This is a genomic window from Terriglobales bacterium, from assembly GCA_035624475.1.
In the GTDB taxonomy this organism is placed as follows: domain Bacteria; phylum Acidobacteriota; class Terriglobia; order Terriglobales; family Acidobacteriaceae; genus DASPRL01.
This window is the reverse complement of record DASPRL010000322.1, coordinates 1-15,005: the sequence shown is the minus strand read 5'-3', so window position 1 is coordinate 15,005 and position 15,005 is coordinate 1. Positions and strand designations below refer to the sequence as shown.

General features: G+C 68.3%; 12 protein-coding genes. 4 read left to right on the top strand and 8 right to left on the bottom strand.

Translation table 11 applies throughout. The annotated features are described in order from the left end of the window. Positions 1 to 71: 71 nt before the first annotated feature. A complete protein-coding gene (locus tag VEG08_12895; GenBank protein HXZ28883.1) occupies positions 72 to 1,196 on the bottom strand; it encodes a universal stress protein in 1,125 nt (374 codons plus the stop codon). Between the two features lie 55 nt (positions 1,197 to 1,251). Here VEG08_12895 and VEG08_12890 point away from each other — a divergent pair, with 55 nt between their 5' ends. Both VEG08_12890 and VEG08_12885 read left to right on the top strand, forming a co-directional pair. Next, a complete protein-coding gene (locus VEG08_12890; protein HXZ28882.1) occupies positions 1,252 to 2,694 on the top strand; it encodes a DUF4118 domain-containing protein in 1,443 nt (480 codons plus the stop codon). Positions 2,695 to 2,773: 79 nt separating this feature from the next. Beyond that, positions 2,774 to 5,104, top strand: a complete 2,331-nt coding sequence (locus VEG08_12885) for a fused MFS/spermidine synthase (GenBank protein HXZ28881.1) — start codon at positions 2,774 to 2,776, stop codon at positions 5,102 to 5,104. Here the strand turns inward: VEG08_12885 and amrB are convergent. Continuing rightward, positions 5,031 to 6,632, bottom strand: a complete 1,602-nt coding sequence (gene amrB / locus VEG08_12880; GenBank protein ID HXZ28880.1) for an AmmeMemoRadiSam system protein B — start codon at positions 6,630 to 6,632, stop codon at positions 5,031 to 5,033. The genes VEG08_12885 and amrB overlap by 74 nt on opposite strands. Positions 6,633 to 6,651: 19 nt before the next feature. Continuing rightward, positions 6,652 to 7,857: an AmmeMemoRadiSam system radical SAM enzyme gene (gene amrS, locus VEG08_12875; GenBank protein HXZ28879.1), complete on the bottom strand. Its 1,206-nt coding sequence runs from the start codon at positions 7,855 to 7,857 to the stop codon at positions 6,652 to 6,654. A gap of 137 nt (positions 7,858 to 7,994) precedes the next feature. Between amrS and VEG08_12870 the strand changes: the two genes are divergently transcribed. Then, positions 7,995 to 9,218, top strand: coding sequence for an acyl-CoA dehydrogenase family protein (locus VEG08_12870; protein ID HXZ28878.1), 1,224 nt, complete (start codon positions 7,995 to 7,997; stop codon positions 9,216 to 9,218). Between the two features lie 4 nt (positions 9,219 to 9,222). Here VEG08_12870 and VEG08_12865 read toward each other — a convergent pair whose 3' ends face one another. Continuing rightward, positions 9,223 to 10,002 carry an SDR family oxidoreductase gene (locus VEG08_12865; GenBank protein HXZ28877.1) on the bottom strand — a complete coding sequence of 260 codons (780 nt, stop codon included), beginning with the start codon at positions 10,000 to 10,002 and terminating at the stop codon, positions 9,223 to 9,225. Positions 10,003 to 10,075: 73 nt separating this feature from the next. On the opposite strand from VEG08_12865, the gene VEG08_12860 reads away from it, so the two are divergent. Continuing rightward, positions 10,076 to 10,540 carry a MaoC family dehydratase gene (locus VEG08_12860; GenBank protein HXZ28876.1) on the top strand — a complete coding sequence of 155 codons (465 nt, stop codon included), beginning with the start codon at positions 10,076 to 10,078 and terminating at the stop codon, positions 10,538 to 10,540. 1 nt (position 10,541) lies between these two features. On the opposite strand, the gene VEG08_12855 is transcribed toward VEG08_12860, so the two are convergent. From VEG08_12855 to VEG08_12840, 4 genes are all read right to left on the bottom strand, one after another. After that, positions 10,542 to 11,600: a phosphotransferase family protein gene (locus VEG08_12855; GenBank protein ID HXZ28875.1), complete on the bottom strand. Its 1,059-nt coding sequence runs from the start codon at positions 11,598 to 11,600 to the stop codon at positions 10,542 to 10,544. Between the two features lie 17 nt (positions 11,601 to 11,617). Continuing rightward, positions 11,618 to 12,337, bottom strand: coding sequence for a histidine phosphatase family protein (locus VEG08_12850; protein HXZ28874.1), 720 nt, complete (start codon positions 12,335 to 12,337; stop codon positions 11,618 to 11,620). Beyond that, positions 12,334 to 14,463: a 3-hydroxyacyl-CoA dehydrogenase NAD-binding domain-containing protein gene (locus tag VEG08_12845; GenBank protein HXZ28873.1), complete on the bottom strand. Its 2,130-nt coding sequence runs from the start codon at positions 14,461 to 14,463 to the stop codon at positions 12,334 to 12,336. Before VEG08_12845 ends, VEG08_12850 begins: the two co-directional genes overlap by 4 nt. Next, positions 14,456 to 15,005: hypothetical protein (locus VEG08_12840; GenBank protein HXZ28872.1), on the bottom strand; the 550-nt coding region annotated here is incomplete at its 5' end. The genes VEG08_12840 and VEG08_12845, both read right to left, overlap by 8 nt.

Genomic DNA, 15,005 nt, shown 5'->3' with positions numbered 1-15,005 from the left:
TGCGCAGCACGCGTGTGATCTGGGGCTCGTCGTCCACCACCAGGATGCGCCGGGGCTCGCTCATCGAGCGCTCACTTGGCTTCCTGGGTGACGATGTGCACGTCCACTGCGGGCGCGTCGCGCAGGAACTTGTGGATGACCGAGAGGTAGAGGTAGCGGCGCCAGCCCTGGCGGGCGGAGCGCCCGAAGACCACCTGGGTGACGTGCTTGTCGCGGACGAACCCGGCCACCCGCTCGGCCACATTGCCGCTGTCCAGGCGGACCACGGTAGCGCCCAGGTTCTCGGCGAAGCGGATGTTCTCGGCCAAGGTCTGCTTGTTCTCGTCGCTGGAATCGGCGGCCACGTCCACGTAGACCACGTAGAACTCGGCGTCCAGGGCGTGAGACATGCGGGCGCCGCGCGCGATCAGGTACTGCGCCGCCGGGTTGGAGCTGATGCACACCGCGATGCGCTCCCGCACCCCAGCCTTGCGCTGGTCGTGCTCGCGCTCGATGTAGGACTCCAGGCTGCGGTCCACCGCCGAAGCCACCTGGCGCAGGGCCAGCTCGCGCAACGCGATCAGGTTTCCGGGGCGGAAGAAGTTGCCCAGCGCGCGCTCGGCCCGCTCCACGGGGTAGATGTCGCCGCGCTGCATGCGCGTCTGCAGCGCCTGGGGGGTGAGGTCGGCCATCACGATCTCGCCAGCGCGCTGGATCACCCAGTCGGGCACGGTCTCGCGAATGATCACCCCGGTGATGCGCTGCACCAGCGGCGTCAGGCTCTCGATGTGCTGGACGTTCATGGTGGAGAGCACGTCGATCTTGGCGTCCAGCAGCTCGATCACGTCCTGGTAGCGCTTGGGGTGCTTGCTGCCCTCGATGTTGGTGTGCGCCAACTCGTCCACCAGCACCACGTGCGGGCGGCGGGCCAGGATGGCGTCCACGTCCATCTCTTCGAAGATGGTGCCTTTGTACTCCAGCTTCTTGCGCGGCACCGTCTCCAGGCGGGCGGCCAGCTCGCCGATGGGCCTGCGGCCGTGGGTCTCGATCACCCCGACCACCACGTCCTCGCCGCGACTATGCCGGCGGACGGCCTCGCTGAGCATGTTGTAGGTCTTGCCCACGCCCGGGGCGTAGCCCAGGAACAGCTTGAAGACGCCCGCGGTCTTCTCCGGGGCAGCCTCCTCCAGCCATTGCTCGGGACTCTTCTGGGGCATGGCGCCTATTGTCCTTGAGGCCGCTGGAAAAGTCGATTCCAGATACAATGCAGCCGTGCAGCCGACCTTGGCCAGGACGGTGTTCCGCTCCGCGGCGACGGCGGCGTTGGTGGCCGCGGTGACGGCAGTCTACCGCCTCTTGTTCCGCGCCAATCCCACCACCGTCGCGCTCACCTTCCTACTGGCGATCCTGATCGTGGCCGCCACCTGGGGATTGAAGCCCGCCGTCTTCATGTCGCTGGTGTCCACGCTGACCTTCAACTATTTTTTCCTGCCGCCGGTCGGGACCTTCACCATCGCCGACCCGCAGAACTGGATCGCGCTGTCGGCGTTCCTGGTGACCGCCATCATCGCCAGCCAGCTCTCGGAGCGGGCCCGCCGCGAGGCCTCGCAGGCGCACCAGCGCCGCCACGAGGTGGAGCGGCTCTACGCCTTCAGCCAGCGCCTGCTGGTGGCGGAGAACGTGGCGGAGTTGCTGAACGACGTCCCGCAGTACGTGGTGGAAGCATTCACGATGCGCGCGGCCGCCGTCTTCGTGGTCGGCCGCCCCGATATTTACCGCTCCGGGCCCGACATTCATGCCATCGACGCCGAGCAGTTGAAAGCGGTGGCCGCCCGCGGCGAACTGGTCGCGGACGCCGGCCGGGATCTCTACTTCGTGCCGCTCAGGCTGGGAGTGCGCACGGTGGGGGCCGTCGGCATCTCCGGCGGGGCGCTCGCGCGCGAGACCCTGGAGGCGGTGGGAAGCCTGATCGCCATCGCGGTGGAGCGCGCGGGCGCGGTGGAAAAGCTCACCAAGGCCGAGGCCGCCCGCGAGGGCGAGCAACTCCGCTCTGCCCTGCTCGACTCCGTCACCCACGAGTTCCGCACGCCGCTGACCGCCATCAAGGCCTCGGTGACCACCCTGCTCGCCGATCCCAACCTGGGCGCCGAGCAGCGCAAGGAGCTGCTCACCGTGATCGACGAAGAGACCGACCGGCTCAATCACTTGGTGGGCGAGGCCGCCGAGATGGCCCGGCTGGACGCCGGCCAGGTCGAACTCCAGCTCGAGCCGCACCCGATCCGGGAAGCCATCGACCGCGCCGTGGAGGAGGCCAAGCAGGCGCTGGCGGGACATCCGCTGGAGATCGAGGTGCCCTCTGCGCTGCCCCCCGTGCGCATGGACCTGGGCCGCATCAAGGACGTCCTGCTGCAACTGCTGGACAACGCCGGCAAGTACTCGCCCGCGGGCACGCCCATCCGCATCACCGCGGAAGCCAAGGACGGCCGCCTGCAGGTGAGCGTGGCCGACCGCGGCCAGGGCATCGACAGCTTCGAGCAGGCTCTCATCTTCGACAAGTTCTACCGCGGGCGCGACCAGCGCCGGCTGGTGGCCGGCACCGGAATGGGCCTGGCTATCGCCCGCGCCATCGTCGAGGCCCATGGCGGTTCCATCGGCGTAACCAGCCAGCTCGGCCATGGCTCCGTCTTCTCCTTCTCACTGCCGCTGAAGAGCTGACGCTCTTCCCCGCCTGGCGTCACCGGGGGCCGTGCGGGAGGTCACTGACTCCGCCTGCCTGCGGCTGGAGGATGCAAGCATGAGCCCGGCTGCCTCGCATACGTCGGCGAGCCGCCTGTCCTGGCCCCTGCGGACGGTTTTCCTCCTGGTCGGTCTCACCGCCGTGATCGCGCAGATCGTGCTGCTGCGTGAATTGATCGTCGTCTTCTACGGGAACGAGATCTCCCTGGGGCTGATGCTGGCCAGTTGGCTCTTCTGGACGGCCGTGGGCAGCGCCCTGACGGGACGCCTGAGCGCACGCGCGGATCCGCGCCGGCTGCTGGCCGGGCTGCAGGTGGCGGTCGCGGCCGCCTTCCCGGCGACCATCCTGGCGGTGCGCTGCAGCCGCGGTGTCTTCCACCCTGTGCCCGGAGAGATGCTGGGGCCGGGGACGATGCTGCTCACCTCCTTCCTCGTGCTCAGCCTCTTCTGTACCGTCTCCGGCGGACTGTTCACCGTGGGCAGCCGCCTCTATGCTCGCGAGGCCGGAGCACCCACGGCCGCGGCCACGGGCGCGATGTACCTGCTGGAGGCCGCGGGCTCGGGCCTGGGAGGCATCCTGGCCAGCCTGCTGCTGATCCGCTTTCTAGGACCGTTTCAGGTGGCGGCCATCGTGGCCCTGCTCAACTTTCTGAGCGCAGGGATGCTCACGGTGCGGAGGCCCTGGCCCCGGCGTGTCCTGCTGACCGCTCTAGTTGTCGCGTTCGTCTCGGTCGTCTTGCCTTTCGGGGCGCCCGGATTGGAATCACTCTCTCGGGCCCGCCTATGGCGGGGCTTCGACGTGTTGGGGACGCGCAACTCCGTCTATGGGAACCTGGTTGTGGCCGGCGACGAGGGCAGCCGCAGCTTTTTCGAGAACGGCCTGATCGTATTCAGTGCTCCTGACCCGGAGTCGGCCGAAGAGTCGGTCCACTTCGCGCTGCTGGAGCATCCCGCGCCCCGCAGGTTGCTGTTGATCGGCGGCGGCGTGAATGGCAGCCTCGCCCAGGCCCTGCAGCATGCCAGCCTGGAGCGCGTCGACTATGTCGAGCTGGATCCCGCAGTCCTCGACCTGGCGCAGGAGTACTTCCCTGCCGGCTGGGCGCCCATCCGCGCCGACTCGCGCGTGCACGTCCACCATCGCGACGGCCGGCTGTTCCTCAAGACTACGGAGCAGCGCTTCGATGTGATCGTGGTCAACCTGCCCGACCCGCAGACCGCGCAGCTCAACCGCTTCTACACGGCGGAGTTCTTCCGCGAGGCAGCCGCGCGACTCGAGCCCGGCGGCGTCTTCTCCTTCCAGCTCAAGGCCTCGGAGGAATACCTCAACCCGGAGCGGGCCGCCTTCCTCCGCTGCATCCGCAAGACCCTGGCCGCCGCCTTCCCTGAGGTGGCTGTTATTCCCGGCGAGACGGCGCACTTCCTGGCCTCGGACCGCCCCGGCACCCTCACCTCCGATCCCGCAGAACTGCTGGCGAGGCTGCGCACCCGCCGCCTCCAGACTTTCTACGTGCGCGAGTACTACCTGCCCTTCCGCATGTCGGCGGAGCGCTTGCAGGACCTGGAGAAAACGATCCGCCCGCAAGCCGAGACCCCCATGAACCGCGACTTCGCGCCCATCGCGTACTACTTCGACGTGGCTTTGTGGAGCACGCAGTTTCATCCCGCCTCCCGGCGCTGGTTCCACGCGGTGGCCGGCATCAGCTTTGACTGGGTGCTGGCCGGCGGCCTCCTGCTTCTGCTGCTGCTGGCGGTGGGGCTGGGAGCGATGTCAAGGGGACACCGGCGACAGATCTGCGCCGGCTTCTGCATGGCCGCCATGGGCTTCACCCTGATCGCGCTTGAGATCCTGCTTCTGCTTGGGTTCCAGGCGGTGTACGGCTACGTCTACCACCAGCTCGCCATCGTGATCGCCGCCTTCATGGTGGGCATGGCCCTGGGAAGCTGGTGGGCTCTGCGCCGCGGCGCCGGCAAGGAAGAAGCGACACCGCGGGAGCTTCGCGCGCTCGCCGGCCTGCAATTCCTGGCGGCGCTGACCCCACTGCTGCTGTGCGGGTCGATGCCGCTGCTGGCGGGAGTGACGAGCCGGATGGGACTGCTTCTGGTGAGCCAGCTCCTGTTCCCCATGCTGGCGCTGCTCGCCGGGCTACTGGGCGGTTACCAGTTCCTGCTGGCCAGCCGGGTCTTCTTCGGCGGCGTACAACAGGCCGGCAGCCCGGGCGCGCTCTACGCGCTCGATCTCGCCGGCTCCTGTCTGGGCGCGGTCGCGCTCAGCCTGTATTTCCTCCCCGTCTTTGGATTCCTGCGGACGGCCGCGCTTATCGCGGTGTTGAATCTCTTCCCGGCGGGGTTGGCTGCTCGGGCCGGCCGGGAAAGGGAGGCTGGGGCGTAAAGGCCTCCGGGGCTTTCGGCTCGGCGAACACCAGGGCGGTGAACGCGAAAAGATCGGCGTCCTCATCCTTCCAGGTGCGCGGCGGCAGCCCGGCCTTCACGCCGACCTGCTCCAGGAAGGTGTTGCGGTCCCAGTTCTCGTCGCGGGCGACCTGCGGCAGCAGGATGCCATCCTGGCCGCCCTTGAGGATCATCAGCCCGTCGCGCCCCACCTTGATCTGCCTGACGTCGAGCACCTGGTGGAAGGGAGAGATCACGGAGACCTCGTATTCCAGCAGCCCTAGCTCGCCCGGGGTGACGGGAGGGAAGCGGCTATCGCGCAGGGCGGCGAGCGCGGCCACGTCGCGCACGGTGAGGTAGAGGGGCTTCACCGCCGAGACATAGCCGATGCACCCGCGCAGCTCGCCTTTTTCGCGCAGGGTGACGAAGGCGCCCCGCTCCTGGAGCAGCGCGGCGGAGGCAGGCACCGGTGGCTCGTAGAGCTTCCTGGTCCGCACCGCTGTCTCCGCCGAGAGGCGAGCGATGCGCAACAATTCCTCCTTGTCGCGGTCGCTCAGGGAGAAGCGCACCTCGGTTGTGCTTCCGGAGCGCGGCACGCGCAGCAACGCCACTGCACCGTAGCCTACGACGCGGCTGCGGTCGCCGGTGACGTCGCCGGTGTTGGCATACTTCAGTACTTTGGCCTGGTTGGCGCCCAGCCGCTGCGCGGCGATCATGGCCGCCACGATGGGCGCGCCCCCGCAGGCTTCCCACACGCCTGACTGGAAGTTGCGCGACAGGCTGAGCGTGTCCCAGTCCTCGATCGCCTGCAGAGTGTGGTGGTCGATGCGGCTGACCTCGTCGGCGCTGCGGTAATGCGTGAGGTCGGAGCTGGCCACGATCAGCGTGTCCGTCCCCGGGATCAGCTTGGCCAGGGCCACTCCCAAAGCGCGGCTGCTCTCCCAGCTCTGGTCGCCCATCACGATGGGCACCAGCTTGAACTGGCCCAGCGTGCGCTGCAGGAAGGGCAACTGGACCTCGAGCGCGTGCTCTCCTTGCGGACCCGCGGGCGTGTGCCCACGCTGCGAGAGCCGGATGCCCGGGGCTAGGCTCGCCAGCTTGGCGGCGAAGGCCTTGTCCACCGGAATGGCGCCCAGCGGTGTGACGTAGCTGTCGCCCTCATAGACCGAGGTGAAGTCGAACGCCTCGAAGTGGGAGGGCGCGATCACCACCACGCGCTCGAACTTCCGCCCCTTGAGCAGGGCGTAGCTGTGCGCCGCCACCGGGCCCGAGTACTGGTAGCCGGCGTGGGGCGCGATCAGCGCCACCACCGGCTCCTGGGTCGTGGGCGCGCCCGCGCTCGCCAGCAAGCCGTCGATCGTCCTTTCCAGTTCCTTGGGATCGGCGGGATAGAAGTTGCCGGCCACCGCCGGCTGGCGCACCTCTTCTTTGTCGGCCGGGCGCAGCGAGGATGGCACCAGCAGCAGGGCGCCCGCCACCAGGCCGGCCGCCAGCAGGAGAAGAGGCTTGCTCTTGCCTCCGCGGTCCATGGTTTCCCTCAGGGCAATTCTATGCCTTCCAGACCCCGGGCACAGCCTGCCCACACTGTTTGCACTTACCGTTCTTCAGGTGCATGTGGGCGATGGTGAACCCGGCGCGCTCGATGAGCAGGGCGTGGCACTTGGGGCAGTAGGTGTTCTCGCCCGGATGTCCAGGAACGTTGCCGACGTACACGTACTGCAGACCCTCGGCCTCGGCGATGGCTTTGGCGCGCTCCAGGGTCTCCACCGGCGTGGGCGGCAGGTTGGTGAGCAGGTACTTGGGATAGAAGCGCGTGAAATGGACGGGGACGTCGCTGCCCAGGTTGGCGTGGATCCAGCGCGCGACCCCGCGGAACTCGGCGTCGCCGTCATTGAGCGTGGGCACCACCAGGTAGACGATCTCCATCCACTTGGCATGGCGGCGCACCGTGACCAGCGTCTCCAGCACCGGCTGCAGCGCGCCCCGCACCACCTCGCGGTAGTACTGCTCGGAAAAGGACTTCAGGTCGATCTTGATGGCGTCCACACGCTCGCACAGGCGGAGCAGCGGCTCCTGTTGGATGAAGCCGTTGCTCACCACCACGCTGCGCAGGTCCTGAGCGTGGCCCGCCTCGGCCGCGTCCAGCACGTACTCCGAGAAGACCACGGGCTCGCTATAGGTGTAGGCCAGGATAGGGCACTCGTTCTGCTTCGCCGCCTGCGCCAGTTCCCTGGGCGGAAGATAGATGGCGCGCAACTGCTCCGGGCGGGCCTGCGAGATCTCCCAGTTCTGGCAGAACTTGCAGTTCACGTTGCAGCCGCCGGTGGCGATGGAGAAGGCCATCGCTCCCGGCAGGAAGTGGAAGAAGGGCTTCTTCTCGATGGGGTCCACGTGCGCCGCCACCACCCGCGAGTGCACCAGGGTGTAGTAGGTGCCCTTGCGGTTCTCGCGCACGCGGCAGAAGCCGCGCTCGCTCTCCGCCACCACGCACTCGCGCGGGCACAGCTTGCACTGCACCGCGCGCTCCGGCAGCTTCTGGTAGAAGCCGGCCTCGCGGACGAAGCGGGAGTCGTCGGTCGAGGCCGCGAACAGCGGCTCGGCTCGGAAGCAGCGCGCCACGGCAAGGCCGGCGCAGGCGGCCGCGGCGGCGTGCAGGAAAGTGCGGCGGTCGAGTCCTTCGGCCGCGCCACCCCGCGCGAGCAGCGCGTCGTACGCTTCCACGTCCTGTGCGCCGATGGGCAACTCATCGCACATGGCCGGGCCTCACTTCCTCTTTCCTGCTTATCACATCGGGGTGTGCCACTTCAGTGATGTAGGCCGCTCCCCGCGGTGATGGAGTTCCGCTTGTATATAATCGCGTCCGCCCTACTTCCCGGCCACAGGAGACGCTCATGGGCTTCGAGTTCAGCGACAAGAGCAAAGAGTTGCAGCGCCGCCTGCTCGCCTTCATGGACGAGCACATCTATCCCAACGAGCGCCGCTTCGAGGAAGAATGCGAGCGCGGCGGCTGGCAGCCCACCCGCGTGATCGAGGAGCTGAAGCCCAAGGCGCGCGCCGCCGGCCTGTGGAACCTCTTCCTGCCGGAGAGCGAGTACGGCGCCGGGCTCACTAACTTCGAGTACGCGCCGCTGTGCGAGATCATGGGGCGCAGCATGCTCGCGCCCGAGGTCTTCAACTGCTCCGCCCCCGACACCGGCAACATGGAGGTGCTGGTCCGCTACGGCACTCCCGAGCAGAAGGAGCGCTGGCTGAAGCCGCTGCTGGCGGGCGAGATGCGCTCCTGCTTCGCCATGACCGAGCCCGCGGTGGCTTCCTCCGACGCCACCAACATCGAGGCTCGCATCCAGCGCGACGGCGATTCCTACGTGCTCAACGGGCGCAAGTGGTGGGCCTCGGGAGCCGGCGACCCGCGCTGCAGAGTCGCCATCTTCATGGGCAAGACCGATCCCGCCGCCCCGCGCCATCTCCAGCAATCCATGGTGCTGGTGCCCATGGACGCCAAGGGCGTGAAGGTGGAACGCGTGCTCACCGTCTTCGGCTACGACCACGCGCCGCACGGCCACGGCGAGATCAGCTTCACCAATGTCCGCATCCCGCTCAGCAACATGCTGCTGGGCGAGGGCCGCGGCTTCGAGATCGCCCAGGGACGCCTGGGACCGGGGCGCATCCATCACTGCATGCGGTGCATCGGGGTGGCCGAGCGCGCGTTGGAGGTCATGTGCAAGCGCGTGCTCTCGCGCACCGCCTTCGGCAAGACCCTGGCCGACCAAGGCACCATCCGCGCCGACATCGCCCACTCGCGCATGGAGATCGAGCAGGCGCGCCTGCTCACGCTCAAAGCCGCCTCCATGATGGACACGGTGGGCAACAAGGCGGCGCGCGCCGAGATCGCCATGATCAAGGTGGTGGCGCCCAACATGGCCTTGCGCGTGCTCGACCGCGCCATCCAGGCCTGGGGCGGCGCCGGCGTCTGCCAGGACACCTTCCTGCCTGCCGCCTGGGCCAACGTGCGCACCCTGCGCATCGCCGACGGTCCCGACGAGGTCCACACCGATCAGGTGGGCCGGCTGGAATTAAAGAAGTGGATGCCGCCGCGGCCGGCGGCGCCGCGCTAGCGCGCTACGATTTCTGCGGCAGGTTGGCGGCCTGGAACTTGCGCATACCGCGCAGCCAGCGCTCGTAGTCCCCGGCCTTGCGGCGGAAGAACTCCCCAACCTCGGGGTTGGGAAGGATGAGGAAGCGCTCGTCGGCGATCCCCTTCACCACCTCGTCCGCGACCTGCTCCGGGGTGATCGCGCCCTCGATCAGGAACGACGCCAAGCCGCCCTCGCCCTTGAGCAGCATGTCGGTGCGCACGCCCAGCGGGCACACCGCCGAGACCTTGATGCCCTGGTCGCCGTGAGTGATCGAGATCCACTCCGCCAGGGCCAACGCCGCGTGCTTGGTGACGGAATAGGTGGCCGAGCCGATCATCGTCAAGAGTCCCGCCGCCGAGACCGTCTGCAGCAGGTAACCGTCGCCGCGCTGGAGCATCTGCGGGAGCACGGCGCGCGCCGCGTAGACGTGCGCCATCACGTTGACCTCCCACTCGCGCTGCCACTTGGCGTCGGAGATCTCGACGCCGCCGCTGGTCCCGGTGCCGGCATTGGAGCAGAAGAGATCGATGCGGCCGTACTTCGCCGTGACCTGCTCGACCAGACGGACGATGTCGCTCTCGCGCGCCACGTTGGTTTCGACCGCAAGGCCGCCGACCTCGGCCGCGACCTGCGCCGCCGCCGCGGCCTGCAGGTCCGCCACCACCACCGCCTTGGACTTCTCGGCGGCGAAGCGCCGGCACATCGCCCGCCCGATGCCGTTCGCCCCGCCCGTCACCACGATCACTTTGTCCGCCAGTTGCATGACCGAGCAAACTACTCCGCCGGAGGCCCGACTGCAAGTGCTAGAGTGTTGCGCGCAGTCACAGGGAGACTCCATGCCGCCGCTGGTGCTGGAAACACCGGACCTGCTCAAGGACTACGTAGGGCGCGAGCTGGCCCTGACCGACTGGCTTCCACTCACCCAGGAGCGCATTCAGCAGTTCGCCGACGCCACCGAGGACCACCAGTGGATCCACGTGGACCGCGAGCGCGCCCAGCGCGAATCCCCCTTCGGCACCACTGTTGCCCACGGCTTCCTCACCCTTTCCCTGCTGAGCCATTTCATGCACCAGGCGCTCCAGGTCCGCAGCGGCGTGCGCCTGGCCGTGAACTACGGCCTCAACAAGGTGCGCTTCCCTGCTCCGGCACGAATGGGCTCGAAGCTGCGCGCCCGGGTGACGCTGGCATCGCTCAAGGAAATCCGACGCGGCACCCAGGCCGTGTTCTCCGTGACCGTGGAGGTGGAGGGCGGCGAGAAGCCCTGCTGCGTGGCGGAGTGGGTGGTCCTCTACTTTTCCTAGCTCAGATCGCGCCCGACTCGGCCGTGCGCAGCGAGGCGCGCAGCAGGATCTTGGCGACCTCGAGCAGTTGCGCGAAGCGCGCGTCCTGGGTGAGCCCGTGATGGTAGCGGTAGTAGATCTGCTGCACGATCACCGCCACCTTGAAATACGCGAAGGCCAGGTAGAAGACCATGTGCGTGACGTCGTGCCCCGTGGCCCGGGCGTAGCGCTCGACCACCTGCCGCCGCGTCAGGCTGCCGGGCAGCGTGGTCGGGCCCCAGCGGATCTGCTGCAATTCGCCGGGGTCGCCGGGATCCACCCAGTAGGCCAGCGCGGTGCCCAGGTCGCTGAGCGGGTCGCCCAGCGTGCACATCTCCCAGTCCAGCACGCCCACGATCTTCGCCAGGTCGCCGGGATCGAGCACCGCGTTGTCGTACTTGTAATCGTTGTGGATGAGCGCGGGTGCGATCGGGGGCGGCATATGCGCCTGCAGCCACGCGGCGATGCGCTCGACCTCGAGCAGCTCGTGGGTCTTGGAGCCGTAGTAGCGCTCGATCCAGCCGCGCACCTGGCGCTCCAGGTAGCCTTCGGGCTTGCCCAGATCGGCGAGGCCGATGGCGGCGTAGTCCAAACCGTGGAGCAGCGCCAGATTGTCGGTGAAGGCCTCGCTCATGCGCCGCACGGTTTCGGACGTGAGCTCGAGCCCGGCCGGCACCTCGCGCCGCAGGATGATCCCCGTCACCGGCTCCATCAGGTAGAAGGGTGCGCCCAGGATGGAATCGTCCTCGCGATAGAGCAGCACCTGGGGCGCAGGGGGATAGGCCGGGTGCAGCTTCAAGAGGACGCGGTACTCCCGGCCCATGTCGTGCGCGCTCTTGACCTTGCTGCCGAAGGGAGGCCGCCGCAGCACCATTTCGCGCCCGCCCAGCCGCACCAGGTAGGTCAGGTTGGAGTGTCCGCTGGGAAACTGCTGGACGGTCAGCGGCCCGGCGCTGCCGGGAAAGTGACGGAGAAGGAAGGGCTCGAGCCGCGGGAGGTCAAGCTCTTCTCCCGCGCGCACGCTTCCGGGTCGGTTCAGCAAATCGCCCATCTCACCCTCTAGCGGTAGGTCAGCAGGGCGGCATCGTCCAGGTGCGGCACTTCGTTGAACGTGCTCAAGGTGAAGCGGGCGCCCGAGGCCAGGAATTCGCTGATGGCGCAGTTGCGGACCATCCACGCCACCCGCAGGGTGTTCTGCGCGGTGAGTTCCAGGGCGCGCTGCATAGCCACGCTGATGGGGCCTCCGGAGGAGAAGATGGCGACTTGCCGGCCGCGGCCGTCCTCCGCCACGACACCCGCCAGGCCGCGCTGCACCCGCGCGCAGAAGTCGGACCAGGATTCGACGTGGTCGAGCACCAGCTCGCCCTGCACCCAGCGTCCGATCACCGCCTCAAAGAGTTTCTGGAAGTTGCGCATGCGGCTGGCGGCGCTGCCCGAACTCTCGAACGCCTCGTAGAGCCGCTGGATCTCAACGTCGCGCGCCACCAGCCCGGGCAGGCCGCGCTCCAGAACCTGGTCGCCGTGGTACTCGTCGAAGTCCGGCATGACCACCGGCTCGGGCAAACTCAACCCGGCCTTGCGGTAGACTTCGCCCACGATGGCGGCGGTGTCCTGCTGGCGCTGGCGCGGACCGGTGCAGACGCGGTCCCATTGCAGGCGGCGCTCCGCCCAGTACTCGCCCAGCAGGCGCGCCTGCGCCTTCCCGATGGCGGAGAGCTTGTCGTACTCGCGCTCCCCGAAGGAAGCCTGCGCGTGCCGGACCAGGAAGATGCGGCTCATGGTTTCCCGCCCGGTTCCCGGATGAAACCGTCGAAGTTGGCGCCCTGCCCGGCCAAACGCACCAGCAACGGCGCCGGCATCCACGATCCGCCGTGCTGCCGCTCGAACTCGCGGATGCGCTCCAGCACCTGCTTCAGTCCCACGGTGTCGGCGTACCACATGGGCCCGCCGCGATACGCCGGGAAGCCGTAGCCATTCAGGTAGATGATGTCGATGTCGACCGCGCGCAGTGCATAGCCCTCTTCCAGGATGCGCGCGCCTTCGTTGACCAGCGCGTAGATACAGCGGTCGAGGATCTCCTCGGCCGGGATCTGGCGCTGCGCGATGCCGGCCTCGGCGGCCGCCTTGCGCACCAGCGCCGCCACCTCCGGGTCGGGGACGGCGCGGCGGTTCTCGTCGTACTTGTACCAACCGGCGCCGGTCTTCTGCCCGAAGCGTCCCATCTCGCAGAGTCGGTCTTCCGCCAGCGGCTGGCGCACGCCCGGCTTCTCCAGGTGGCGATACTCCTTGCGGATGCGCCAGCCCACGTCCAGGCCGGCGAGGTCGCCGGTGGCCAGCGGACCCATGGCCATGCCGAAGTCGGTGAGCGCGGCGTCCACCGCCTCTACGCTCGCGCCCTCCTCCACCAGGAACTGCGCCTCGCGCCGGTAAGGATGGAACATGCGGTTGCCGACGAAGCCGCGGCAGTTGCCCACCAGCACTCCCACCTTGCCCAGCTTCTTGGCAAGCTGCATGGCGGTGGCGATCACGTCCTTCCCGGTGGCCTTGCCGCGCACGATCTCGAGCAGCCGCATCACGTTCGCCGGACTGAAGAAGTGGGTCCCGATGACGGACTGGGGGCGTTTGGTCGCCGAAGCGATCTCATCGATGCTGAGGGTGGAGGTATTGCTGGCCAGGATGGCGGCGGGCTTGCACACGCGGTCGAGCTCGGCGAAGACCTCTTTCTTGAGCGCCATGCCCTCGAAGACCGCCTCCACCACCATGTCCACTTCGGCGAAGCCGTCGAAGCTGAGCGTGGGCTGGATCAGCTGCAAGCGCTCGCTCACGAACTGCTGGGTGAAGCGGCCGCGTTTGACCGACCCGTCGTAGTTCTTCTGGATGTTGGCCAGGCCGCGATGGAGCGCCGCGTGGTCCACCTCGCGCAGCAGCACCGGGATACCGGCGTTGGCGAAGACCATGGCGATGCCGCCGCCCATGGTTCCCGCGCCCACCACCCCGACCTTGTTCACAGGCAGGATGGACGTCTCCTTGGGGACGTCGGGGACCTTAGCCACCTCGCGCTCGCCGAAGAAGACGTGGATCAGCGCCTTGGACTGGTCGGAGAACAGGCAGCCGGTGAACAGCCGGCGCTCCAGCTCGCAGCCCAGTTCGAAGGGCAGTCGGGCGGAGGCTTCCACCGCCTCGATGGCGGCCAGCGGCGCCATCAGGCCGCGCTGCTTCTTGCGCGCCTGCTCGCGCGCGGCCGCGATGATGGGCGCGTTCTGCTCGGGTGTGCCCAGCTTCTGGGCGCGCTCCCGGGTCTTGGGGGCAGGCTTGCCGGCGACCTGGCGCGCGAAACCCACCGCGCCCGCGAGCAGGTCGCCTTCGATCAGCCGGTCCACGATGCCCAGCTCGAGCGCCTCCCTGGCCGAGATGGGATTGCCGCCGGCGCACATCTCCACCGCCTTGGCCACGCCCGCCAGCCGCGGTAGGCGCTGCGTCCCGGCGGCGCCGGGGATGATGCCCAGCTTCACCTCGGGCTGCCCGAGTTGCGCCGCAGGCGCGGCCACGCGGTAGTGTCCAGACATGGCCAGCTCCATCCCGCCGCCGAAAGCGGTGCCGTGGATGGCCATCACCACCGGCTTGGAGCAGTCTTCGATCTTCAAAAGCACGGCGGGCAGCAAGGGCGCGCCGCGGGTGTGCTGCCCGGAGGTGATCTTGCCGAACTCCTTGATGTCAGCGCCGGCCACGAAAGTGCGCCCGCTGCCGATGACCACCACGGCGCGCACCCCCGCGTCCTTCTCCACTCGTTCGATCGCTTCGGCGATGCCCTCGGGCACGCCCGGGCTCAGCGCGTTCACCGGCGGGTTATTGATGGTGATGATCGCGACGTCGTTGTCTTGGCTGAGTTGGACCAGGTCACTCATGGATACGGGATCCTAGGGCTTGGGATTGGTTTGTGATCTCCGGCAGGCCGGCTTGCTGGAGCCGCGTGTTCAGCGCGGGAAGGTCGCCCAGCAACTGCTTCCACTCGGTCATGGTCGCGGCGAAGGTGTCGTCGTCCTGGCGCAGCGCGGAGTGCTGCTCCGCCGTGGGCGCGGCGTCCGCGCTCTCCACCGCCGCCAGGATGGTGTTGTAGTCGGCCAGCAGGTGGCGCAGGCTGGTGTGGTCGGTGTCCAGCGGGATCACGGGTGCGCCGTAGTTGGTCGCCGGCGGGCCCAGGACCGCGGTCAGCCGGCGGCCGAACGCCGCCAGGGCACTCGCGAGTGCGGCATTGTCCTTCGCCTTGGCCGCCAGGTCTCTCCACTGCTTCTCCACTGCCGCCGCCTTGGCCACCTCGGGCGTCAACTCCTTGATCTTCGCCGCCGCCGCCTGTGCGGTCGCCAATTGCCCTTCCAGCTCTGCCGGAGTCACCTTCACCCGCGGGTCCAGCTTCACCGTCAGCGGCTTCGTGTAGCTCTTGCCGTCC